Source organism: Methylopila capsulata, assembly GCF_016907975.1.
GTDB classification, from domain to species: domain Bacteria; phylum Pseudomonadota; class Alphaproteobacteria; order Rhizobiales; family Methylopilaceae; genus Methylopila; species Methylopila capsulata.
This window is the reverse complement of sequence record NZ_JAFBCY010000005.1, coordinates 107339-128518: the sequence shown is the minus strand read 5'-3', so window position 1 is coordinate 128518 and position 21180 is coordinate 107339. Positions and strand designations below refer to the sequence as shown.

The window sequence follows — 21180 nt, the reverse complement described above, 5'->3', positions numbered from 1 at the left end:
GCCGCGAGGCCGGGATGCAAGCGTGAGATGACGCCGTGCGGCGCTCAGTGCGATTTGTACTCGCCCTTGCCGCCGGACAGGGCGAACTCTTCCTCCGGCGAGAGCACAAGCTTGTGACGGCCGTAGACGCCGAAGTAGACGGTGGCGAGGCCGAACCACACCAGCACCCAGAGCACGCCCTTGGTGAAGTTGGGGTCCTGCACCTGGTAGAACAGCGTGATGATCGCGATCACGATCGTCAGCACCGCCCCGGCGACGCCGGCCGGGCTCTTGAACGGCCGCTTGATGTGGGGCGCGTTTTTGCGCAGCAGGATGAACGAGATCGCCTGGGCGATGTAGGAGAACATCGCGCCGGACACCGCCATGTTCAGCAGCACGCTGCCGATGGTGGAGCCCGCCGTCTCCGCGCCGAGCGCGAACCAGATGATCAGCATCACGCCGAAGCCGACCAGCGAGCCGACGATCATCGCGACGTAGGGCGTGCGGTAGGTCGAATGCGTCACCGACAGGCCGCGGGGGAAGTAGCCCGCGCGGGAGAGCGAGTAGATCTGCCTACCCTGCGCGTAGAGGATGGTGTGGAAGCTCGAGATCAGGCCGGTGAGCGCCACGATGCCGAGGATCACCACGCCGCCGTCGCCGTAGACCGCCTTGAAGCCGTCGAGCAGCGGCTCGAGCGCCGTCGCGAGATGGAACGAGCCGACGCCCGCGACCGACGGGTTGAGCAGCACGATCATGAAGGCCGAGACGATCAGCGTGATCATGCCGAGCACGATGCCCTTCGGCATGTCGCGGGCCGGGTCCACCGACTCTTCGGCTGCGAGCGGAAGCTGCTCGATGGCGAGGAACAGCCACACCGCGAAGGGCAGCGTGGCGAGCACGCCCGAGACGCCGAACGGGAACCACGAACCGCCGCCCTCGGGCAGCTCGACCGGGGCGCCGTCGGGGCCGGCCGCGATGTTCAGCGCCCAGCGCGAGAAGTCCATGTGCGGGATCGCGCTGACCCAGAAGAACACCAGCACGGCGAGCGACAGCAGCGTGAACACCATTGTCACCTTGAACGACAGCTCCAGGCCGAACACGTTCAGCGCCACGAAGAGCACGTAGAACGTCAGCCAGATCAGCGGCGAATAGGCCGGATCGAGCCCGAAGATCGAGTTGACGTAGCCGGTGATGAAGGTGACGACGACCGCCGGCGTGATGACGTATTCGACGTTTTCGCAGAGGCCGGTGAAGAAGCCGCCCCAGGGACCCATCGCCGTGCGGGCGAAGGAGTAGGCCGCGCCGGTGTGCGGCAGGGCGGCCGACATCTCGGCGATCGAGAAGGTCAGGCCGAGGTACATGATCGCGATGATCATGGCCGCGACCAGCATGCCGCCCCAGCCGCCGGTGGCGAAGCCGAAGTTCCAGCCCGAGAAGTGCCCCGAGATGACCGCGCCGACGCCGAGCGCCCAGAGGCTCGCGACGCCCGCGTAGCGCGTCAGACCGCGTTTTTCGAAGTAGCCGGCGTCCACCTTCTGGTAGGTGACGCCGCTCTTGCCGTCCTGTGCCATGCCGCTCAATCCCCGTTGTCGTCAGTGGTCGAGCGCGGCGCCCTCGTTTCCGCGCCGGTCGACGCGTCCCCCGTCCGATGCCGCGGCGAATGTGTTCACCGTCCCGTGTTTGGAATGAACGTTCCGCGCACGTCGATCGTCTGTCAATATGCCCGGGGCCGTCATGCGCCGTTAACTTCGGCATGGCGCGCAAATGGGCGGTTGGGGACGTGAAATGGCGGATGGCGAGGCGGGGCGGCGGCCAAGGACGGTCGCGGAGGCCCTGCGCGAAATCGACGGTGGGCTGACGCCGCAGGAACGGCGCGCCGCCGATCATCTGCGCGAGCATTACCCCGTCGCGGGCCTCGCGCCGATGGCGCGCTTCGCCCGCGGCGCAGGCGCCAGCTCGCAGACCGTGCTGCGGCTCCTCGCCAAGCTCGGCTTCGCGGCCTGGCGCGACCTGCAGGACCAGCTGAAGGCGGAGCTCGCGGGCGAGCGCGCCTCGCCGCTCGGCCGCTGGACGGCCCATCGCGCGACGACGGCGCACGCCGAAGGCGACGACCGGCTGGCGGCCTTCGGCGCGAAGCTGGCGGAGAACCTCGCCGGGACCTTCGCCGGCCTCGACCGCGCCGCGTTCGAAACGGCGGCGAAGCGGCTGTCGGACCCGCGCCGGCGCGTGCTCGTTGTCGGCGGGCGCTTCAGCCAGGCGCTGGCGCGGCTCTTGGTGCGCCACCTCGAGATCGTGCGCGGCGGCGTCGAGGAGGTCGGCTCGCTGTCGGCCACCTGGCCGGACCGGCTGATCGACGTCGGCCGCCGCACCGTCGTGGTCGCCTACGACGTGCGGCGCTACCAGCCGGACGTGGTGCGGCTCTGCGCCTTCGCGGCGGAGCGGGGGGCTTCCGTGATCCTTCTGACCGACGCGGCCGACGCGCCGGCGGCGGCGTCGGCGGAAGCGACGCTGATCGGCGCGACGGAGAGCGCGGGCGCCTGGGACAGCTTCACCAGCCTGATGGCGGTCACCGAGGCGCTGGTCGCGCGCGTGACCGAACTCATGAGCCACGAGGCCGCCGAGCGGCTCGGCCGCGTCGAGCAGATCCGGGCGAAGATGCTGGGCGAGGACTGACGATGCCGCTGCGGCCGCGCGGCGACGGGGCGAAACACGAAACGGCCGCTCCGGGGAAGAGCGACCGTTCGTTCAGGTCAGTGACCGGCCTGCAGCGACCGGCCGACGGCCGTGTCAGGCCGCCTTGCCGTCGATGGCGGTCGTCGCTGCGCCCGCCTTCGCCTTGCGCTCGGCGCGCTTCGCGATCTTGCGCTCGGCGGCGGTCGCCGCGCGCTTGGCTTCGCCGCTGACCTTGTCGGGCTTCGCCGTCTTGACCTTCTTGCCCTTGGCGGGCGCGTCGGTCTTGCCGAGGGCCGCCAGCGCCTTCGCCCGGGCGGCGGCGCGCTCTTCCCGGGTCTTGGCGCCGGTCGTGTTCAGTCCGCGGGCCTTGCGATCGGCGATAAGCTTCTGGCGAGCTTCCGTTTTCTCTGCGTGGAGGCGGGCCCTCTCCGCCGCTTGGTCATTGCCGCCGAGCGCCTTGTCGCGGAGGATCGCGTCCGTGTAGACCTTCTCGAGCTCTTCGTCCGACAGCTCGGTCTTGCAGTAGAAGCGCTCGAACGCCTTCATGTTCAGGTTGAGGACGTGCGGATAGACGTGCCGCCGGTCGCTGCCGAACTGGTGACGGAAGGCCTCCGTCACGATCTCATAGGACGGGAAGTACATCAGCTTGGCGTCAGTCGGCTGACAGTCGCGCAGCAATTCGCCGAGCGCGGCGCGCAGGATCGCCTTCGACTCCGCGTTCGCGACGATGCACGAGATCGGGCGGAAGGTGGCCGCCAGCGGGATCGGCGAGACCGTGAAGACGATGGTGGCCTCGGGTTTGCGCTCGCGGATCAGACTGTAGATCGCGCGCAGGTTCTCGAGGCTCTCGTTGAACCCCGCGACCCGGAACTTGTGGCGTTCGGGATCGTACTTGTCCTTCGGCACGGCGCGCCAGAACACCTCACCGGTCGGCTCGTCGTACCAGATCTCCGACAGGCCGAGCGTGATGATGAAGACGTCCGCGGAGTCGAACAGTTCGGCCGTGCGCAGGCGGACGTTCTCGTCGTACCCGAACTCTTCGGCGTCGTAGCCGCGCCACAGGTCGGCCTTCGGAACGACGTTGTTCCAGGCCCACTCGAACTGTTGACGGATGGCGTACGTGTTCACCATGCCGTCGCCCATCTTCGAAATATAGGCGACGTTGTCCTTCTTGGTGGCTACGTTGTAGCCGAGATTGTTGAGGTAGTTGCTGATGTTGTTGGCGAAGCAGCTGCCGAAAGCGACGATCGTGGTGTCGGCTTCGATGAATCGTTCCGCCGGCATCAGGCCCTTGGTCAGGTAACGCTGCAGGCCGGTCGGTCGGGTAAGCTGGGATTCAGAAGGGCCGAAGGTGGCCTGTTCGCCGCGATTGAAAGAATGACCGATAGTTCTTTTTTTGCCATCGACCATTGTGACAATTCTGTGTTGCTTGTCACCGCTTTTACTTGCAGTTGCGCTTTCGTCAGCCATGAGACTCCCCTATGCTGCAGATGCTAACGATGCAGCAACTTTGCGTGAGAAGTCAAAGCCTCTCTGGTTGTAGCGCCCGCGCACCGGCCGCGCCGGGCGCGGCTCAGCTCTCCAGACGCTTGGCGATCAGGCCGCGCAGGGTGTTGAGATCCTTGACGAACTGGCGGATGCCCTCGGCGAGCTTCTCGGTCGCCATCGGGTCCTGGTTGAGTGCGAAGCGGAAGCCCGCCTCGTCGGTCGGCGCCGCCGCCGGAGCCGCGTCCGGCGTCGCGGGATCGAGCCGCCGCGGCAGCTCGCCGTCGGCCCCGGCGAGCTCGTCGAGCAGGGCGGGGCTGATCGTCAGCCGGTCGCAGCCGGCCAGGGCCTCGATCTCGCCCGCGTTGCGGAACGAGGCGGCCATGACCACGGTCTCGACGCCGCGGCTCTTGTAGTCGGCGTAGATCGCCTTGACCGAGCGGACGCCGGGGTCTTCGTCCGGGCTGTAGGGGCCGCCGCCGGCCTTGACGTGCCAGTCCAGGATGCGGCCGACGAAGGGCGAGATCAGGAAGGCGCGGGCGTCGGCGCAGATTGCGGCCTGCGGCAGGCCGAAGATCAGCGTCATGTTGCAGTCGACGCCTTCCGCCTGGAGGATCCTGGCGGCCTGGGCGCCCTCCCAGGTGGCGGCGATCTTGATCAGGATGCGGTCGCGCTCGACGCCGCGCTCCTTGTACTGGGCGATGAGGGCGCGCGCCTTGGCGAGCGTCGCTTCGGTGTCGAAGGAGAGATCGGCGTCGACCTCGGTCGAGACCCGGCCCGGCACGATGCGGCTGAGCTCCACGCCGAGCGAGACGGCCAGCCGATCGCAGACCGCGCGGGCCACCGCCTCGGGCGCGCCGGACTGGCGCTTGCCCCAGGCCACGCCCTCGTCGACCACGGCGGCCGCCGCGCCGCCGTCCACCGCCTTCAGTATGAGCGAGGGATTGGTGGTGCAGTCCTGGGGTTTGAGCCGGCGGACGGTTTCGATCTCGCCGGTGTCGGCCACGACCACCGACATCCGGCGGAGCTGCTCGAGCTTGGAGGCCATGCGGGCTCTCTCCCTGGGTCGCCGGGCGGAGCCGCCGCCCGGAACGCTTCGCCGATACCGGCGCGCGGGCCCGAGCGCAAGCGCTTCAGACGCTGGGCTGGCTTTCGGTCGCGGCGGGCCGGGGGCGAGGGGTCGCGTTCGGACGCTTGGCCCACTGCGGCGACAGCTCGAAGCCGGGCGGCGGCGGGGCGGCGGTCCAGCCATCGGCGAGCCGGGCGGCGACATAGGCGAGCGCGGCCTCGATCGCCGCGTCGTGATAGGGCTTTTCGATCACCCCGCAGGCGCCGGCGAAGTCCGGCGGCGCCAGGCCGCGGTTCGCCGTGGTGAAGATCGCGACGGCGCCCTCCTCGGCGGCGACGCGGGCGACCTCGACGCCGGTCCGGCCGTCGAGCAGGTGGATGTCGATGAAGGCGACGTCGACGCGGGTCGACCGCAGCAGGGCGACCGCGCTTCCCATCTCGGCGGCCAGCCCGACCAGATCATGGCCGGCCCGCGTGATGATCGGGCCCAGATTGCCGGCGATCACCATGTCGTCCTCGACGATCAGCACGCGCATCCCGCGATTCTCCCCGTGTTGACCCCCCGTTAACCCCGGTTAACCCAACTCCGTCGTCAGCGCCATCGCCGCGGGGGCGATCCGGAGGCGGAGCGCGTCCGCCAGATTTCCGGCCGGCGCGACGTCGACGCCGGACAGGCCGAGCCAGCCGCAGAGCCGCTCGAGCTCCAGGGCCAGCCGTTCCACCGTCTCCGCCGGGGGCGCGCCGGGTTCGAGATGGGCGGCGGCGACCACCAGCCGGCCGGCGGCCCTGTCCGCCTTGAGGTCGAGGCGCGCGGCGATCCGCTCGCCCATGACGAAGGGCAGCACGTAGTAGCCGTGCTCGCGCTTGTGCGCCGGCACGTAGATCTCGATGCGGTAGCGGAATCCGAAGAGCCTCTCGGCCCGGTCGCGCTCCCAGAGCAGCGGGTCGAACGGCGAGACCAGCGCCGCGGCCCGCGGCCGCCGCTTCGGAGGCTCGGCTCCGCGTGCGAGATAGGCCGGCTGCGCCCAGCCCTCGACGCGCGCCGGGACGAGATCCCCGGCCTCGACCAGCTCCGGGATCCGCGCCCTGGCGTCCTCCGGCCCGATCCGCCAGTAGGCCCTGAGATCGCCCGCCGTCGCGATCCCCAGCGCCCGGGCGGCCGCCCGCAAGAGGATGCGCTGCGCCTCCGGCTCGTCCGGCGTCGGCAGGGCCGCGGCCTCGGGCAGGGCGCGGTCGGTGAGGTCGTAGATCCGCTCGAAGCCGCGGCGGGAGCGGGTGGTGACGAGCCCCGCCCAGAACAGCCATTCGAGCGCGATCTTGGCCTCGCTCCAGCCCCACCAGCCGCCTTCGCCCTTGGCGCCCGCCCCGAGCTCGCCCGCCGACAGAGGGCCGCGCCGGGCGACCTCCGCCAGCGTCGCCTCCACGAAGTCCTTTCGCTCGCGTCCAAATCGGGCGAGGCCGGCGTAGATCCCGCGGCCCTCCCTGGCGCGCGCCATGCGCCAGCGCAGCGCCGGCTGCAGGTCGGCCCGGATCAGCGAGGCCTCGTGGCCCCAGTATTCGAACAGCGCCCGCTTCGGCCCCGTCTGCATCCGGTCGAGCCGGGCCACGTCGTAGTCCCCGAGCCGCGAGAACGCCGGCATCAGGTGCGCGCGGGCGAGCACGTTGACGCTGTCGATCTGCGTCATCGCCAGCCGGTCGTAGAGCGCGGCGAGGGCCGCGGGGCCGGCGCGGGCGGGCCGCGGGCCGGCGAGGCCGCAGGCGAGAAGCGCGATGCGCCGCGCGTCCATGAGGGAGAGCTCGATCATCACAGGCGATATGACCCGGCCGGTCACCGGCGGCAATCCTCCGCTGCGGGCCCCTGCCGCAGTTTCGCCGCGATTTCGCCTGTGCTACGGCCAAGGGGCAGGAGACTTTGCGCGTGGGCCGTCGTCTGACCCTCTTCAGGCTGATTTTCGCGGTGGTCGCGGCGTATGTGCTCGTGGCTCAGGCCGCGCTCGGCGGGTTCGCCGGCGGCCGCCACGCGGCGCTTGCCGGCGCCGATCCCTTCGCGGTGCTGTGCTCGACCCTCGCCAAGGGGGGCGCCGAAACCGCGGGACACGACGCGGCCGACATGGCGGCGTGCTGCACGCTCGGCTGCGTCGGCGTCGCCATCGCCCCGGCGTCGGAACCCGAGGTCGCCGGCTTCGACTATCCCAGGGCGAGACCCGCGCCGCGTCCGGCGGCGGACCCCGACGCCCCGGCGTCCGCGGTGGCGGACGCCGTCGTTCGACGACCTCGAGGGCCGCCCGTCATCGGCTGACGCCCCGCCGGGCCTTGTGCCCGGCGCCGCCCGCGCGCGCGACCGCCCCGAGGCCCCGAGAGGCTTGGGCGGACGCGTCGCGCCCTGCCGACGTCCCTTCGGAAACGCTCTCATGAAAACCCGCCTCACGGCGAGCGCCGCGCTCGCCTGCGCGCTTCACGCCGCACCCGCCTCCGCGCAGTCGGAGCCCGTCATCGCGCTCGAACCCCTGACCGTCGAGGGCTCCGCGCTCTCACAGAGCCTCACCGCCCCGTCGCTGGAGGAGCGCCGCCGGGAGATCGAGCGCACCCCCGGGGCCGTCGAGGTGATCGACGCCGAGGGCTACAAGCGCACGACGCCGGCGCTCACCATCAAGGACGCGCTGGACTACACGCCGGGCGTGTTCGCGCAGCCGAAGTGGGGCGACGACACCCGGCTCTCGATCCGCGGGTCCGGGCTCGCGCGCAACTTCCACCTGCGCGGCGTCCAGCTGTATATGGACGGCATCCCCATCAACACCGCGGACGGCTACGGCGATTTCCAGGAGATCGACCCATCCGCCTACCGGCTGATCGAGGTCTACAAGGGCGCCAACGCGCTGCGCTACGGCGCCAACGCGCTCGGCGGCGCGATCAACTTCGTCACCGCCACGGGCCGGGATCCGCTCGCGAGCGTCGCGCAGGGCGGCGTCGACGTCGGGTCGTTCGGCTTCGTCCGGACCCAGGCGAGCTCAGGCGGCGTCCACGGGAAAGCCGACTACTTCGTCACCGGCGCGTGGCAGGAGGCCGACGGCTTCCGCGACCACAGCGGGGGGCGCGCGGCGCGCATGAGCGCGAACCTCGGCTATCGCTTCTCCGACGACGTCGAGACGCGGTTCTACCTGAACGCCAACGACGTCGACCAGCGAATCCCCGGCTCCGTGACCCGGCGGGACGCGCTGAAAAACCCGAAGACCGCGGCCTCCAGCAACGTCAACCTGTTCGATTCCCAGCGAAACATCGACACGCTCCGCTTCGCCAACAAGACCACCGTCCGCTTCGGCGAGACCACCTCGCTCGACGTCGGCGCCTTCGTGGTCGACCGCCACCTCATGCACCCGATCTTCCAGTGGCTGGACTACAAGTATGTCGACTACGGCGGCTTCGGCCGGGTCACCGACGAGCGCGAGATCGCGGGCCACGCCAACCGCTTCATCGCGGGCGTGACGCTGCACAACGGCAAGAACGACGCCAGGCAGTACGTCAACGTCCTCGGCGACAAGGGCGCGAAAACCTTCGACGCCAAGCAGACGTCATCGAACCTGTCGGCTTATGCCGAGAACACGTTCTATGTCGCGCCGACGGTCGGCGTGGTGACGGCGCTGCAGTACCTTTATGCCCGCCGCAAGCAGGACGATCGGTTCTTTGCGGATCCGCCGTTGAACGGCAATCCGAATACGCCTGACCCAAACCCTAATGATTCCGGCCGCAAGTCGTTCTCGGTCGCAAGCCCCAAGGTCGGGTTACTGTGGGACATCGATCCGAGGTGGCAGGCGTTCGCCAACGTCTCGCGCTCGGTCGAGGTCCCGAGCTTCGGCGAGAACAGCTTTGCGAACGCCGCGCTCGCAAAACCGCAGAAGGCGTGGACGGCGGAGATCGGCAGCCGGGGTCGGCTGGACGACGTGGCCTGGGACGTCGCGCTCTACCGCGCCCAGATCCGCGACGAATTTTTCTGCGACGCCGGGGACGGCGCGTCCGGGAACTGCGCCGTGGTCAACCTCGACCGCACCATGCACCAGGGCGTCGAGCTCGGCTTCGGAGCGGCGATCCTCAAAGGCCTCGCGGTCCAGGGCGACGCGCCGGACAAGGTCTGGCTGAACCTCGCGTACACGTTCAGCGACTTCCGTTTCGACGACGACGACGCCTTCGGCGACAACAAGATTCCCGGCGCGCCGCGGCACTACCTGCGGGCGGAGCTGCTCTACAAGCACCCGGTCGGCGTCTACGCCGGACCGAACGTCGAGTGGGTCCCCCAGGCCTATTACGTCGACAGCGCCAACACCACGAAGACGCAGGCCTACGCGCTGCTGGGGCTGAAGGCCGGCTACGACGCGGGCGGCGCGCTCTCGGCCTATGTGGAGGCGCGGAACGTGCTCGACAAAAAGTACATCGCGAGCGTCAGCGTGACCGACCGAGCGGCGCCCACGTCCGCGCTCTACGAGCCGGGCACGGGCCGCGCGATCTACGCGGGCGTGAAGTACCGCTGGTGAGGGGAGGGGCGGCCTAACGCGGGCCGCTCTCCCACCGAGCCGTCCCACCGGGCCGTCGTCCTCCGGCTTGACCGGAGGACCCATCTCAGGCGTCGGGTTCGACGCCGCCGGTGGATGGTCCGGTCAAGCCGGACCATGACGGTGCGGGTGGGACACGAACCGAGGGCGCTGCGGCAGCGCGCCTTCGAGAGCCCCTCAGTACCCCTTGGCGTCGATCGCCTCGCGCCAGGCGACGGCGCGGCGAGCCATGCCGATGTGCTGGCGCTCGTACATGCGGCCGTCGATCTTGATCGCGCCGCGCTTGGCGTTCTCCGGCTCGTCGAACACGTCGATCACCTTGCGGGCGCGGGCGACCTCCTCGTCCGTCGGCGCGAAGCTGGTGTTGGCGGGCTCGATCTGGTCGGGATGGATGATGGTCTTGCCGTCGAAGCCGAGGTCGCGCGACTGGCGGCACTCGGTGCGGCAGCCGTCGACGTCGGCGATGTCGTTGAACACGCCGTCGAGGATGGTGAGCCCCTCGGCGCGGGCCGCGGCGAGCGCCAGCATGATCCACGGCAGCATCGGCACGCGGCCGGGCACGATCTGCGCCCAGGTGTCCTTGGCGAGGTCGTTGGTGCCGAGCACCAGGCAGGTGAGGCGGGCGCCCGGCAGCAGGCGCCGGGAGGCCGCGATCTCGCGGATGTTCAGGATCGAGGCCGGCGTCTCGATCATCGCCCAGATCTTCACGCTCTCCGGCGCGTCGAGCGCCTCGAGGCGGTTCGCGATGCTCTCGAGCACCGCGGGCGAGGAGACCTTCGGCATCAGGATCGCGTCGGGCTTGGCCTCGATCGCGGCGTGGAGGTCGGCCTCGCCCCAGGGGGTCTGCGGCGCGTTCACGCGGATGATGAGCTCGCGGTCGCCGTAGCCGCCGGCCTTCACCGCCGCGCAGACCTGCTCGCGCGCGATGTCCTTGGCGTCGGGCGCGACGGCGTCCTCGAGGTCGAGGATCAGGGCGTCGGCGTGGAGGGTCTTGGCCTTGTCCAGCGCGCGCTGGTTGGAGCCCGGCATGTAGAGCACGCTGCGACGCAGACGCAGGTCCGAGGCCATTTCCGCATCCCCTTTGTTCTATTTGTCTTTGACGTCCCCTAGACCACAGGCGCGCGGCGTGGACAATCTCGCCTTTCGCAGGTGCGAGATGGCGTGGGCGACGGCGGCGAGCGCGCCTCCGGCCTTGCAAATTGCCCCGCATCCGACTAGAAGGCGGCCCGAACCGGCGGTCGCCGTGGTCGCGGCCGATCCGCGTCCTGTCCGCCCCCGACAGACACGAACACGACCGACGCAAGTCGCCGCGCACGCGGCCGGCGTCTTGAGGACGAGAGCCATGAAGATCCGCAACTCGCTGAAGTCGCTGCGCAACCGCCACCGGGACAACCGCATCGTGCGCCGCAAGGGCCGCGTCTACATCATCAACAAGACCCAGAAGCGCTACAAGGCCCGCCAGGGCTGAAGGCGTTTTACGGCCTCCGCCCCGTTGCGGATCGCCGTCGCGGCGCACGCGCCGCGTGCATGTCTTGCAGGCTTCTGTGTTTTGACGACGCGCAGGTCCGGAGCGTAAGCTTCGGGCCATGATGCGTTTTCACTTGGTCGCGACCGTCGTCGTCGCTCTCGGTCTCGGCTGCGTCGGAGCCTCCGCGCAGCCTGCGCCGCCGCTCGACGGCTCGCCGGAGACCACGACCCCCATCCTTCCGACGCCGCCCGGCGCGGCCCCGCCGTCGCCGCCCGCCGCTGATCCCGCGGTCACCGGCGAGAGCGCGAACGACAGTCGCGGAAAGGCGGTGGATGAACTTCTCGCCCGTCTCGCCAAGACCGACGACCCGCAGACCGCGAAGCGCATCGCCATGGCCGTCCAGGCGCTGTGGATCCGCTCCGGCAGCGACACGATCGATCTCCTCACCAGCCGGGCTCTCGAAGCGCAACGCAAGGCCAACACCGGCATGGCGCTGAAGCTTCTTGGCGAGGTGGTGAGCCTGAAGCCGGAGTTCGCCGAAGGCTGGAGCCGGCGCGCCGCGATCCACGTCGAGGCGAAGGACTACGACCAGGCGATGGTCGACATTCACGAGACCCTGCTGCGGGAGCCGCGCCACTTCGGCGTCTGGATCGGGCTCGGCCGCATCCTTCAGGAGTCCGGTCTGGACGCCAAGGCGCTCGCCGCCTACCGCAGGGCCTACGCGCTCTATCCCGCCGCCGAGGGGCTGAAGCGCGAGATCGACGAACTGACGCTGAAGGTCGAAGGCCAGCCCATCTGATGCGCTCCGGAAGGGTGGCGACCATCGTCGTCGCGGCGACGATGACGCTTGCGGCGCTGCTGGCCGCCGTGTCCGCCGTCGAGGCCCGGCGGGCCGAGCAGCTCGCCGCGAGGACCAACGCCGAGACCCTGCGCGTGCCTGTGCGCGGCGGCGCGCTCAACGTCGTCATCCTTGAGCCGCAGGGCCGCGCCTCGGGACGCACGCTGCTTCTGCTCCATGGCGCGAGCGGAAACCTCAAGGACCTCGAGGAGTCGATCGGCCGGCGGCTCGCCGCGCGGCATCGCGTGATCCTCGTCGACCGGCCGGGCCATGGCCGCAGCGATCGTCTCGGCGGGCGTGAGATGGCCTCCCCCGCCGCCCAGGCCGACGCCGTCGTCCAGGCGCTGGAGGCGCTCCGCATCGGCCGCGTGGTCGTCGTGGGCCATTCCTGGGCGGGCTCGGCCGCAACGAACCTCGCGCTCGATCATCCCGACCACGTGTCGGGGCTGGCGCTGCTCTCGGGCGCGACCCATCCCTGGCCGGGCGGGGTCGCCTGGTACAACAGCGTCGCCGCGACGCCGGTGCTGGGGGACCTGTTCGCGGCGACGGTCGTCGCGCCGGTCGGTCTCGCCACCTTTGATCGCGCGATCTCGAGCGTGTTCGCGCCCCGACCGCCGCCGCCGGACTACGTCGAACGCACCGACGCGAAGCTCGTCCTGCGGCCGTCGGAGTTTCGCGCCAACGCCCAGGACCTGACCGATCTCAACGCGTTCCTCCGCGGCCAGGCTCCGCGCTACGGGGCCATCCGCGTGCCGACCACGATCGTCACGTCCGACAAGGACGGCATCGTGTCGCCGGAAGTGCATTCGCGTCCGCTCGCGCGGCAGATCCGGGGCGCGAGGCTGGTCGTCATCCCCGGCGTGGGCCACATGCCGCACTGGAGCGCGACCGACCGCGTGGTCGACGAGATCGACGCGCTGGCCATGAGGACGCCCGCTCAAAAGTAAGACGGCGCGCCTTCGCAGGCGCGCCGTCTTTGATTGTCAGATCCAGATCCGACCGCGTCAGTCGCGCTTGTGGTCGCCGTCGACATAGGCGATGCGCAGCATGTTGGTCGCGCCGGGCGTCCGCAGCGGGACGCCGGCGGAGATGATCACGCGCTCGCCGTCCTGGGCGATGCCCTGGTCCTTGGCGATGTCGCAGCCGCGGTCGACCATGTCGTCGAGATCGTGGGCGTCGTGCGTCAGCACCGAGTGCACGCCCCAGACGAGCGCGAGGCGCCGGCTGGTCTCGAGGCTCGGCGTCAGCGCGATGATCGGCTGCTTCGGCCGCTCGCGCGCGGCGCGGCGCGCCGTCGTGCCGTAGGCCGTCCAGCAGATGATCGCGGCGAGGTCGAGCGTCTCGGCGATCTGCCGCGCGGCGGCCGAAATCGCGTCGGCGCCCGTCGCCTCGGGCTCGGCGTGCTGGGCGTCGATGATCGAGCGGTAGTAGGGATCGCTCTCCACGTTGGTCGCGATCGAGTTCATCATCGCGACCGCCTCGACCGGGTAGGCGCCGGCGGCGCTTTCGGCGGACAGCATGATCGCGTCCGCGCCCTCGAACACCGCGGTCGCGACGTCCGAGACTTCGGCGCGGGTCGGGGTCGCCTGCGTGATCATCGATTCGAGCATCTGCGTCGCGATGATCACCGGCTTGCCGGCCTTGCGGCAGGCGCGCGTCATCTGCTTCTGCAGGCCCGGCACCTTCTCGAGCGGCATCTCGACGCCGAGGTCGCCGCGGGCGACCATGACCGAGTCCGACAGCTCGATGATCTCGGCGAGCCGGGTCATCGCCTGGGGCTTCTCGATCTTGGTCATCACCCCGACGCGACCCTTGATGATGTCGCGGGCCTCCGAGATGTCCTCCGGCCGCTGCACGAAGGACAGCGCGATCCAGTCGACGCTGTCGGTCGCGAGCGCGGCCTCGAGGTCGGCGTGGTCCTTCGGCGTCATCGCCGAGGTCTTGATCAGCGTGTCCGGCAGGCTGACGCCCTTGCGGTCCGACAGGCGGCCGCCGACCACCACTTCGGCGGTCGTCGACGTCGGCGTGCAGGACCGCGCGATCAGGCGGATCTTGCCGTCGTCGAGCAGCAGCGTGTGGCCGGGCTCAAGCGCCTCGAGGATTTCCGGATGCGGCAGGCGCACGCGGTTTTCATCGCCCGGGGTCTCGTCGGAATCGAGCGTGAAGCTCTGGCCCGCCTTCAGCATGGCGGCGCCCTCGGCGAACTTGCCGACGCGCAGCTTCGGCCCCTGCAGGTCGATCAGGATGCCGATCGGGCGGCCCACCTCGTCCTCGACGTCGCGGATCGTCTGCACGAGCTCGCGCATCCGGTCGTGGCTGGTGTGGCTCATGTTGATGCGGAAGACGTCGGTTCCCGCGCGGAACAGCTTCTCGACCATCTCGGGCGTCGACGACGCCGGACCCAGGGTCGCGAGAATCTTGACGCGTCGCAGCCGCCTCATCGGACCGCTGCGCCCAGCAGGACGCCGGCGCTGGCGCCGTTCGTCGCGGGCGGCACGGCCGCGCGCGGGGCCGGCTGGGTCTGGGCCGGGTCGGCCGCCCTCGCGGTCGGTTCGGTCAACTGCACCGTCCAGCTCCTCTGTTCGCCGGTGTCGATCTCGAAGAATCCGGAACGGTCATAACCGCGCGCGAGGCAGTCTTCGATCCCCCGAATTGTGAATTCCTTGCCGCGGGTGCACATGTAAGCCTTGCCGTTCCATTCGCCGCCGCGGTCGTAGTCGATCGCGTAGACGTAGTAGAAGCGAGCGGCCAAGGGCCCCCGAAGCAGAGTCTCGCAGGAGTTGGCGGAGACGTTCCACCAGCCCTCGGTCGACCAGACGTCCTTGTCCTTGTAGCCGATCGAGACGCCGATCCGGCTGTCGGTCTTGTTGCAGAGACGGAAGTCCGCCTGCGCCGCCCCCGACGCCACGACGCCCGCCGCGACGACGCCGACTGCGACCGCGAGACGCGGGAGACGGCGCTGAGCGCGCGGGCATTCTGGAAAGCGAATCGTCATACGGCGGGGGAACGCTGGCGTTGCGACGCGTCAGGGCGCTTTGTGCGGCGATGGTTAAACGCTGTCAACGAGCAGAATACGCAGGTCGTTGACATTCGTGCACGTCGGGCCGGTGTAGAGCCCGTCCCCCGTCTGCTCGAAGAATCCGGTGCTGTCGTTCTCCGCCAGGAAGTGGGCGGTATCGAGACCCTTGGCGTCGGCGCGCTCGAGCGTGCCCGGATCGACCACGGCGCCGGCCGGGTCCTCCGGCGATCCGCCGCCGCCGTCCGCGCCGTCGGTGTCGCCGGCGAGCGCCGACCATCCGGAGACGCCCCGGAGCGCATGGGCCAGCGCGAGCGCGTACTCCTGGTTCGGGCCGCCGCGTCCGTTCTGGCCGCGGATGGTCACCGTGAGCTCGCCGCCCGAGATCAGCGCCACCGGCCTCGCCAGCGCTTCGAGCCCGCGCGCGATCGCGGCGTGTTCGGCGGCGACCTCGCGCGCCTCGCCCTCGAGGTCGGCGCCGACCACCCGCACCTCGACGCCGGCGTCCTCGAGCGTCTTGATCGCCGCGGCCAGCGCGTCCGCGGGCCGCGAGACGACGGTGAAGCTCGCGTGCTCGAACGCGGGGTCGCCCGGCTTCGGGCTCTCGTTCGCAGGGTCCGACAGCGCCCGCGCCACGTCCGGGTGCGGCGTCACCTTGTACCGCTCCAGCGCCGCGCGGGCGTCGGCCAGGGTCGAGGCGTCCGGCACGGTCGGGCCGGAGGCGATCACCGAGGGATCGTCCCGCGGCACGTCGGAGATCGCGAGCGTCACGACCTTGGCGGGGTAGGCGGCGCGGGCGAGGCGGCCGCCCTTGATGCGCGAGAGGTGCTTGCGCACGGTGTTGATGGCGTCGATCGGCGCGCCCGAGCGCAGCAGCGCCTTGGTGGTGCCCTGCTTGACCGCGAGGTCGAGGCCGGCCGCCGGCGCCACCCAGTTGGCGGAGCCGCCGCCGGTGATCAGCGCGACCACGAGGTCGTCCGGACCGGCCTGCTCGGCGAGTGCGAGCGTGTCGGCCGCGCCCTGGAGGCCGGCGGCGTCCGGCACCGGGTGCCCGGCTTCGATCACCTTGATCCATTCGGTCGGCCGCGCGTGGCCGTGGCGGGTGACGGCGAGGCCGATCAGCCGGTCCGGCCCGAGGCCGTACTGCTCGCGGTAGACCTTCTCGGCGATCTCGGCGCAGGCGCCGCCGCCCTTGCCCGCGGCGAGCACGATCACGCGGCCCTTCGGCGGGGCCGGAAGGTGCGCGGGGATGCACACGGCCGGGTGGGCGGCCGCGACGCCGGCGTCGAAGGCGCGACGGAGAAGCTGGCGGCGTTCGTCTGGCGTCATGGATGAGGCTCCACAGGAACGGCGCGCGGTCGCGCGACGTAGATACCGAGCAGGATGATGACGCCGCCCAGGGCCTGGACGGCGGAGAGGCGCTCGCCGAGCACGGCCCAGCCGAGCAGGGCCGCGGCGATCGCCTCGAGGAAGATCACGAGCGACGAGAAGGTGGCCGGGAGCCGCCCGAGCGCGACCGCGAGCAGCCCCTGGCCGCCGGCGTGGCTGACGATCCCGAGCGCGAGCAGCGCTGCGGCGCCGCTCAGGCTCGCGGGCAGCAACCGGTCCTCGAAGGCGAAGGCGATCGCGCCGAGCGCCGGGGCGGTGATCAGCGACGACAGAAAGATGAGTCGGCCCGAGCCGTGGCTGCGCCGGGCGCGGCTGACGGCGAGGAAATAGGCCCCGAAGAACACCGAGGTGACCACTCCGTAGAGGTCTCCGGCGAGGCGCGCCGGATCGACGCTCATGCTCTCGCCGATCAGCGCTGCGCCGCCGACGAGCGCCAGCGCCAGCCCGAGCAGCGTGCGCCCCGCGACGCGCTCGCGCAGCAGCAGCACCGAGAACACGACGACCCAGATCGGCGAGGTGGTGGCGAAGAAGGTGGCGTTGGCGACCGTCGTGTTCATGATCGCGAGGTGCCAGAACACGAGGTCGCCGGTGAAGAACAGGCCGGCGAGCACCACGGGCTTCGTGAAGCCGCCGGCGAGCTTCGCGTCTCCGCGCTGCTCCAGCCGGCTCCAGGCCCACAGCAACGGGAGCGCGGTCGCGACGCGCCAGAAGGCGCTCGCGAACGGCCCGACGTCGGCGAGGCGCACGAGGATCGGCGACGCGCCCATCGCGAGCGCGCCCAGCAACAGCGCCGCATAGGCGCCGGCGAGCGGCTCCCCGCGGATCTCCGCCGTGTCCCCGATGGTCCTCATCCTCTCCGGCGTCTTTTCGTCGTTGGCGGCTCCGTCCGGCGGGACGGGCGGCCCTTCCTATGGCATCGACGGGCGCGCGTCACTACAGTCGTCCGGACCATGCTCTGCGACCCATTTTCGCCCGCAACCAAAGACGAATACGCCGCGTTCGAGGTCGTCGAGGGCCGCCCCGGCGCCCGTCTGCTGCTGCTGTGCGACCACGCCTCCGCCCGCGTGCCGCCCGAGCTCGGCGACCTCGGGCTGCCGCCGTCCGAGTTCGACCGGCACATCGCCTACGACATCGGCATGCGGGGGGTGACGCTGCGGCTCGCGGAAACGCTCGGCGTTCCCGCCGTGCTGTCGACGACCTCACGGCTGGTGATCGACCCCAACCGCGGCGAGGACGACCCGACGCTGGTGATGCGGCTCTCCGACGGCGCCGTGGTGCCGGGCAACGCGCGGGTCGACGCCGCCGAGGTCCGCCGCCGTCTCGATCGCTACCACCGGCCCTATCACGACGCGATCACCGCGCGCATCGACGCCATGATCGACGCCGGCGAGACGCCGGTCGTGATCGCGCTCCACAGCTTCACCCCCGCCTGGAAGGGCCGCCCGCGGCCGTGGCATGCGGGCCTGCTGTGGGACAAGGACGACCGACTGACGAAGCCCCTGCTCGCGGCGCTCGAAGCCGAGGGCGACCTCGTCGTCGGCGACAACGAGCCCTACGACGGCGCCCTGAAGGGCGACACCATGCACCGCCACGGCACCGAGCGCGGGCTGCCGCACGTGCTGGTCGAACTGCGGCAGGACCTCGTCGCCGACGCCGCCGGCCAGGCCGGCTGGGCCGCCCGGTTCGCGCGGCTGCTGCCGCCGATCCTTGATCTGCCGGAGATGCGGCGGATCACCCACTTCGGCTCGCGCACCGACACGCGCAGGAGAACCCCATGACTGACGCTCCGAAGCCCGACGCTCCGAAGCCCGACGCCCCCAAGGTCGATCTCACCCGTCTGCCGCCGTCCGAGCTGCCGGGCGTCGACGCCGCGACCACGACCGAGCTCGAAGCCGCGGTGTTCCGCCGGCTGGTCAAGCACCTGCGCGACCGCCCCGACGTGCAGAACATCGACCTCATGAACCTCGCGAACTTCTGCCGGAACTGCCTGTCGAACTGGATGAAGGACGCCGCCGACGCCCGCGGCCTCGCCGTCACCAAGGAGCAGTCCCGCGAGGCGGTCTACGGCATGCCCTACGAGGAGTGGAAGGCGCGCTTCCAGAGCGAGGCGACGCCCGACCAGAAGGCCGCCTTCGACGCCCGCGCCAAGCACTGAAGGCGGCGCGCCGGGACCGTAGCCGGGTTGGCGGGCGGTCGCGTCCCGCGATCCGAAGGGGACGGGAGAAGCGCGGGCGGCGCATAGCTCCCGGCTTGACGGCCGGGCGCGGTTCTGCGAACCGAACGCTCCAAATTTCGAGGAGAGGCATGTGAGCACGGTCAATCCGGACGATATCGCCAAGGATCAGCTGACCGCTTTCGTCGAGCGCATCGAGCGGCTCGAGGAGGAGAAGAAGGGCATCTCCGACGACATCAAGGAGGTCTACGCCGAGGCCAAGGGCAACGGCTTCGACGTCAAGGTGCTGCGGAAGGTGATCTCGCTGCGCAAGCAGGACGCGGACGAGCGCGCCGAGATGGAGGCGATTCTCGACCTCTACCTCCAGGCGCTGGGCATGCCCACGACCTGAGAGAGCTCGCAGGTCCAAACGAAAAAGCCCCGGACGTCGCCGTCCGGGGCTTTTTCGTTTGTCGTTTAAGAAGCCTCAGCCGCGGGAGCGGGCGAGGCTCGCGGTGCTGGACCCCGCCGGGGCGAAGGACTGCACCTTGAGGAGCATCACCGACGAGCCGGAGAACCGGTCGATGCGGGCGCCGTGGCTCGGATCGGCGCCGAAGCCGCCGACAAGCGCCGCGGTGGGAGCCGTCATGAGGCCGGCGACATGCGTCTGGTCCGGATGGACGAAGGTCGCGTCGTCGGCGTCGCGCAGGGCCGGCGTCGCGCTCACGGCGACGCGGACGGCGTCTTCGAAGCGGGCGCTGACCATCGGCTCGGCCGGCGCGGGCAGGACGGCGCGGCGAACGGCGGTGGCGGCGGCGTAGACCGCGGCCGGCGTCGAGTCCGGCGACAGCACGCGGACGTTCGGGTCGGCGGCGACGACCGGCGCCGGGACCTTATGCTGCGCCTGGGGCGCGGCCACGGCGCGGGACCGGTTGTCGGTCGGCTGCGGCGCGCTGGCCTGCGGCGCGGCGTAGGCCAGGGTCATCTCCGGCTGCGGCTGACGCTTCGAGAGGAAGGCGTCCGGCAGCGGCGGCAGCATCGTCGCCTCGGCCTGATAGGCGCTGGCGGTCGCGGCGTCGATCTGGCGCGGCTGGCGCTCGGCCGGGGTCGGCGTCGGGAGCGCGGCGAGGACCGCCACCGCGCTCTGCGGCGCGGCGGGGCGGGGGCGCGGCGTCGGGATCGACGAGACGGCGGCGAGGCCGGCCTCGGCGGCGGGCTGAGCGCCGCGAAGCGGCTGGGCGCCGGAGCGCCAGACCATGTCGGGGCCTGCGGGCGGCGTCGGGATCGTGGCCTGCGCCACCTGGATCGGCGCCTCGGGCGCCGGCTTCGCGGCGACGGCGCGGGCCGGGGCGACCGGCGGCATGGGCACGGCGGCCGCGGCGACGACGATCGCCGGCTGGGCGGCGCGGGCGAAGTCGGCCGGACGCGGCGTGGGAACCGGGACGCGCGTCGCGACCATGCGAACCTGCGGGGCGGAGGTCGGAGCGGCGGCGGGGGCCGCGCCTTCCTCGTCGTCGCCGCCGCGCTGCGGGGCGGAGGAGGCGGCGGCCGCGCGGCCGCGCGTCGCCGGCTGAGCCGAGGCGACCACGGTCGGAGCGGCGTCCGCCTCGTCGCCCTCGTCGGAGCCGAACAGGCGGGCGAAGAAGCTCTTGCCGCCCGACGACGACCCCGAGTAGGCCTCGTCGACCGAGACGGAGCCGCGCGACTTCAGCTCGGCCAGCGCGACCTGATAGCCGGGCATCTGGCCGCCTTCGGCGGGCTGGTGGACGGTCTTGCCGCCGGGGAACAGGCGGGCGAGCTGCGAGCGGCTCATGCGCGGCCAGGCGCGGACCGAGCCGGCGTCGAGATGCACGAAGGGCCGCCCGGAGGTCGGGTAGAAGCCGACGCCGCCGCGCTGCAGCCGCATGCCGGCTTCGCGCACCGCGGAGACCGGCACGCCGGTGATGTAGAAGTCCATCGCGCGGCCGAGCATGTGCTGGCTGGACTTGGCCACGCCGCGGGAGCGGGCCCGGAGATAGGCGTTCGTCTCGGGGCTGCGGTAGGACGAGACGATGTTGATCATCTGGCCGCGGCCGACTTCGCGGTGGACCTCCCACACGATGTCGAACAGCTTCGGCTCCATGCGCGTCTGCTTGTCGTTGCGCCAGTCGCGGAGGAAGTAGCTGAGCTGCTTCAATCCGTTGGCGTCGTAACGGCCGTCGCGCTTGAAGGTGACCGTGATCCGGTCGCCGCGGTGGGTGTGATAGAGCGTCAGGGTGCGGGTGTCGCCGTTCGCCTGAGCGTTCTGGGTGCCTTCGGAGCCCGCGATCAGCGCGAAGGCTCCGAGGAGTGCAGCGCTTACGCCGCGGCTAGCGCGGCGGAGGGCGGTGCGTCGAGACGTTTTCGCTTCGGACAATGAACCGGCCTGACTCTTATAGATCGCCTGTGACGTCGTCGCGGGGGCGACGACGCAGCACTTGATCAACAAAGTCTCTGCGGAACTGGTTAATGCGACATGAACCAGACGCGATGAAATGAGCCCCCGAACCCCTTGTGTGTGTCCTGTTAGCCTCAGAATCGCGAGAAAGC

The 21180-nt window shown here is 70.8% G+C and carries 20 protein-coding genes; 9 read left to right on the top strand and 11 right to left on the bottom strand.

Features of this window, described 5'->3' with window-relative positions:
• Nucleotides 1-44 precede the first annotated feature (44 nt).
• Nucleotides 45-1550 (bottom strand): amino acid permease, encoded by a 1506-nt coding sequence (locus JOD31_RS18600; protein WP_204951929.1) that lies wholly within the window; start codon nt 1548-1550, stop codon nt 45-47.
• A gap of 214 nt (nt 1551-1764) precedes the next feature.
• Between JOD31_RS18600 and JOD31_RS18595 the strand changes: the two genes are divergently transcribed.
• Nucleotides 1765-2652, top strand: coding sequence for a MurR/RpiR family transcriptional regulator (locus tag JOD31_RS18595; RefSeq protein WP_204951928.1), 888 nt, complete (start codon nt 1765-1767; stop codon nt 2650-2652).
• A gap of 114 nt (nt 2653-2766) precedes the next feature.
• Here the strand turns inward: JOD31_RS18595 and JOD31_RS18590 are convergent, their stop codons facing one another.
• The 4 genes from JOD31_RS18590 to JOD31_RS18575 form a co-directional block, all read right to left on the bottom strand.
• Nucleotides 2767-3936 carry a GSCFA domain-containing protein gene (locus JOD31_RS18590; RefSeq protein WP_204951927.1) on the bottom strand — a complete coding sequence of 390 codons (1170 nt, stop codon included), beginning with the start codon at nt 3934-3936 and terminating at the stop codon, nt 2767-2769.
• Between the two features lie 289 nt (nt 3937-4225).
• Entirely contained in the window at nt 4226-5185 is a 960-nt protein-coding gene (gene tal, locus JOD31_RS18585) for a transaldolase (protein WP_204951926.1), read from the bottom strand.
• 85 nt (nt 5186-5270) lie between these two features.
• Complete coding sequence (locus JOD31_RS18580) at nt 5271-5741, bottom strand: response regulator (protein ID WP_204951925.1); 471 nt, start codon at nt 5739-5741, stop codon at nt 5271-5273.
• Between the two features lie 39 nt (nt 5742-5780).
• Nucleotides 5781-7010 carry a winged helix-turn-helix domain-containing protein gene (locus JOD31_RS18575; protein ID WP_204952059.1) on the bottom strand — a complete coding sequence of 410 codons (1230 nt, stop codon included), beginning with the start codon at nt 7008-7010 and terminating at the stop codon, nt 5781-5783.
• 113 nt (nt 7011-7123) lie between these two features.
• On the opposite strand from JOD31_RS18575, the gene JOD31_RS18570 reads away from it, so the two are divergent.
• Nucleotides 7124-7504, top strand: coding sequence for a hypothetical protein (locus JOD31_RS18570; RefSeq protein ID WP_204951924.1), 381 nt, complete (start codon nt 7124-7126; stop codon nt 7502-7504).
• A gap of 112 nt (nt 7505-7616) precedes the next feature.
• Nucleotides 7617-9731, top strand: a complete 2115-nt coding sequence (locus tag JOD31_RS18565; protein WP_204951923.1) for a TonB-dependent receptor family protein — start codon at nt 7617-7619, stop codon at nt 9729-9731.
• A 195-nt stretch (nt 9732-9926) separates the two neighbouring features.
• Here JOD31_RS18565 and JOD31_RS18560 read toward each other — a convergent pair whose 3' ends face one another.
• Nucleotides 9927-10817 carry an HpcH/HpaI aldolase/citrate lyase family protein gene (locus JOD31_RS18560; protein WP_204951922.1) on the bottom strand — a complete coding sequence of 297 codons (891 nt, stop codon included), beginning with the start codon at nt 10815-10817 and terminating at the stop codon, nt 9927-9929.
• 274 nt (nt 10818-11091) lie between these two features.
• Between JOD31_RS18560 and ykgO the strand changes: the two genes are divergently transcribed.
• The 3 genes from ykgO to JOD31_RS18545 all read left to right on the top strand — a co-directional run bounded on the left by ykgO (nt 11092) and on the right by JOD31_RS18545 (nt 13002).
• Nucleotides 11092-11217: a type B 50S ribosomal protein L36 gene (gene ykgO, locus JOD31_RS18555; protein ID WP_020186918.1), complete on the top strand. Its 126-nt coding sequence runs from the start codon at nt 11092-11094 to the stop codon at nt 11215-11217.
• A 118-nt stretch (nt 11218-11335) separates the two neighbouring features.
• Nucleotides 11336-12016: a tetratricopeptide repeat protein gene (locus JOD31_RS18550; protein ID WP_204951921.1), complete on the top strand. Its 681-nt coding sequence runs from the start codon at nt 11336-11338 to the stop codon at nt 12014-12016.
• Complete coding sequence (locus tag JOD31_RS18545) at nt 12016-13002, top strand: alpha/beta fold hydrolase (protein WP_204951920.1); 987 nt, start codon at nt 12016-12018, stop codon at nt 13000-13002. The genes JOD31_RS18550 and JOD31_RS18545 overlap by 1 nt, the downstream gene beginning before the upstream one ends.
• Nucleotides 13003-13059: 57 nt before the next feature.
• Here the strand turns inward: JOD31_RS18545 and pyk are convergent, their stop codons facing one another.
• The 4 genes from pyk to JOD31_RS18525 all read right to left on the bottom strand — a co-directional run bounded on the left by pyk (nt 13060) and on the right by JOD31_RS18525 (nt 17311).
• On the bottom strand, nt 13060-14496 hold the full coding sequence (pyk, locus tag JOD31_RS18540; protein WP_204951919.1) for a pyruvate kinase: 1437 nt from the start codon (nt 14494-14496) through the stop codon (nt 13060-13062).
• On the bottom strand, nt 14493-14963 hold the full coding sequence (locus tag JOD31_RS18535; RefSeq protein WP_428980920.1) for a DUF1036 domain-containing protein: 471 nt from the start codon (nt 14961-14963) through the stop codon (nt 14493-14495). The genes pyk and JOD31_RS18535 overlap by 4 nt, the downstream gene beginning before the upstream one ends.
• Before the next feature lie 141 nt (nt 14964-15104).
• Nucleotides 15105-16400, bottom strand: a complete 1296-nt coding sequence (locus JOD31_RS18530) for a glycerate kinase type-2 family protein (RefSeq protein WP_204951917.1) — start codon at nt 16398-16400, stop codon at nt 15105-15107.
• A complete protein-coding gene (locus tag JOD31_RS18525; protein WP_204951916.1) occupies nt 16397-17311 on the bottom strand; it encodes a DMT family transporter in 915 nt (304 codons plus the stop codon). The genes JOD31_RS18530 and JOD31_RS18525 overlap by 4 nt, the downstream gene beginning before the upstream one ends.
• 99 nt (nt 17312-17410) lie before the next feature.
• Between JOD31_RS18525 and JOD31_RS18520 the strand changes: the two genes are divergently transcribed.
• The 3 genes from JOD31_RS18520 (at nt 17411) to JOD31_RS18510 (ending at nt 19024) form a co-directional block, all read left to right on the top strand.
• Complete coding sequence (locus tag JOD31_RS18520) at nt 17411-18238, top strand: N-formylglutamate amidohydrolase (protein ID WP_204951915.1); 828 nt, start codon at nt 17411-17413, stop codon at nt 18236-18238.
• Between the two features lie 74 nt (nt 18239-18312).
• Nucleotides 18313-18615: a DUF1244 domain-containing protein gene (locus tag JOD31_RS18515; RefSeq protein ID WP_204952058.1), complete on the top strand. Its 303-nt coding sequence runs from the start codon at nt 18313-18315 to the stop codon at nt 18613-18615.
• Between the two features lie 151 nt (nt 18616-18766).
• The gene (locus JOD31_RS18510) at nt 18767-19024 is read left to right on the top strand and encodes a DUF2312 domain-containing protein (protein ID WP_020186909.1); all 258 of its coding nucleotides are present in this window, start codon (nt 18767-18769) and stop codon (nt 19022-19024) included.
• 75 nt (nt 19025-19099) lie between these two features.
• Here the strand turns inward: JOD31_RS18510 and JOD31_RS18505 are convergent, their stop codons facing one another.
• A complete protein-coding gene (locus JOD31_RS18505) occupies nt 19100-21007 on the bottom strand; it encodes a peptidoglycan L,D-endopeptidase MepK (RefSeq protein WP_246482600.1) in 1908 nt (635 codons plus the stop codon).
• Nucleotides 21008-21180 lie beyond the last annotated feature (173 nt).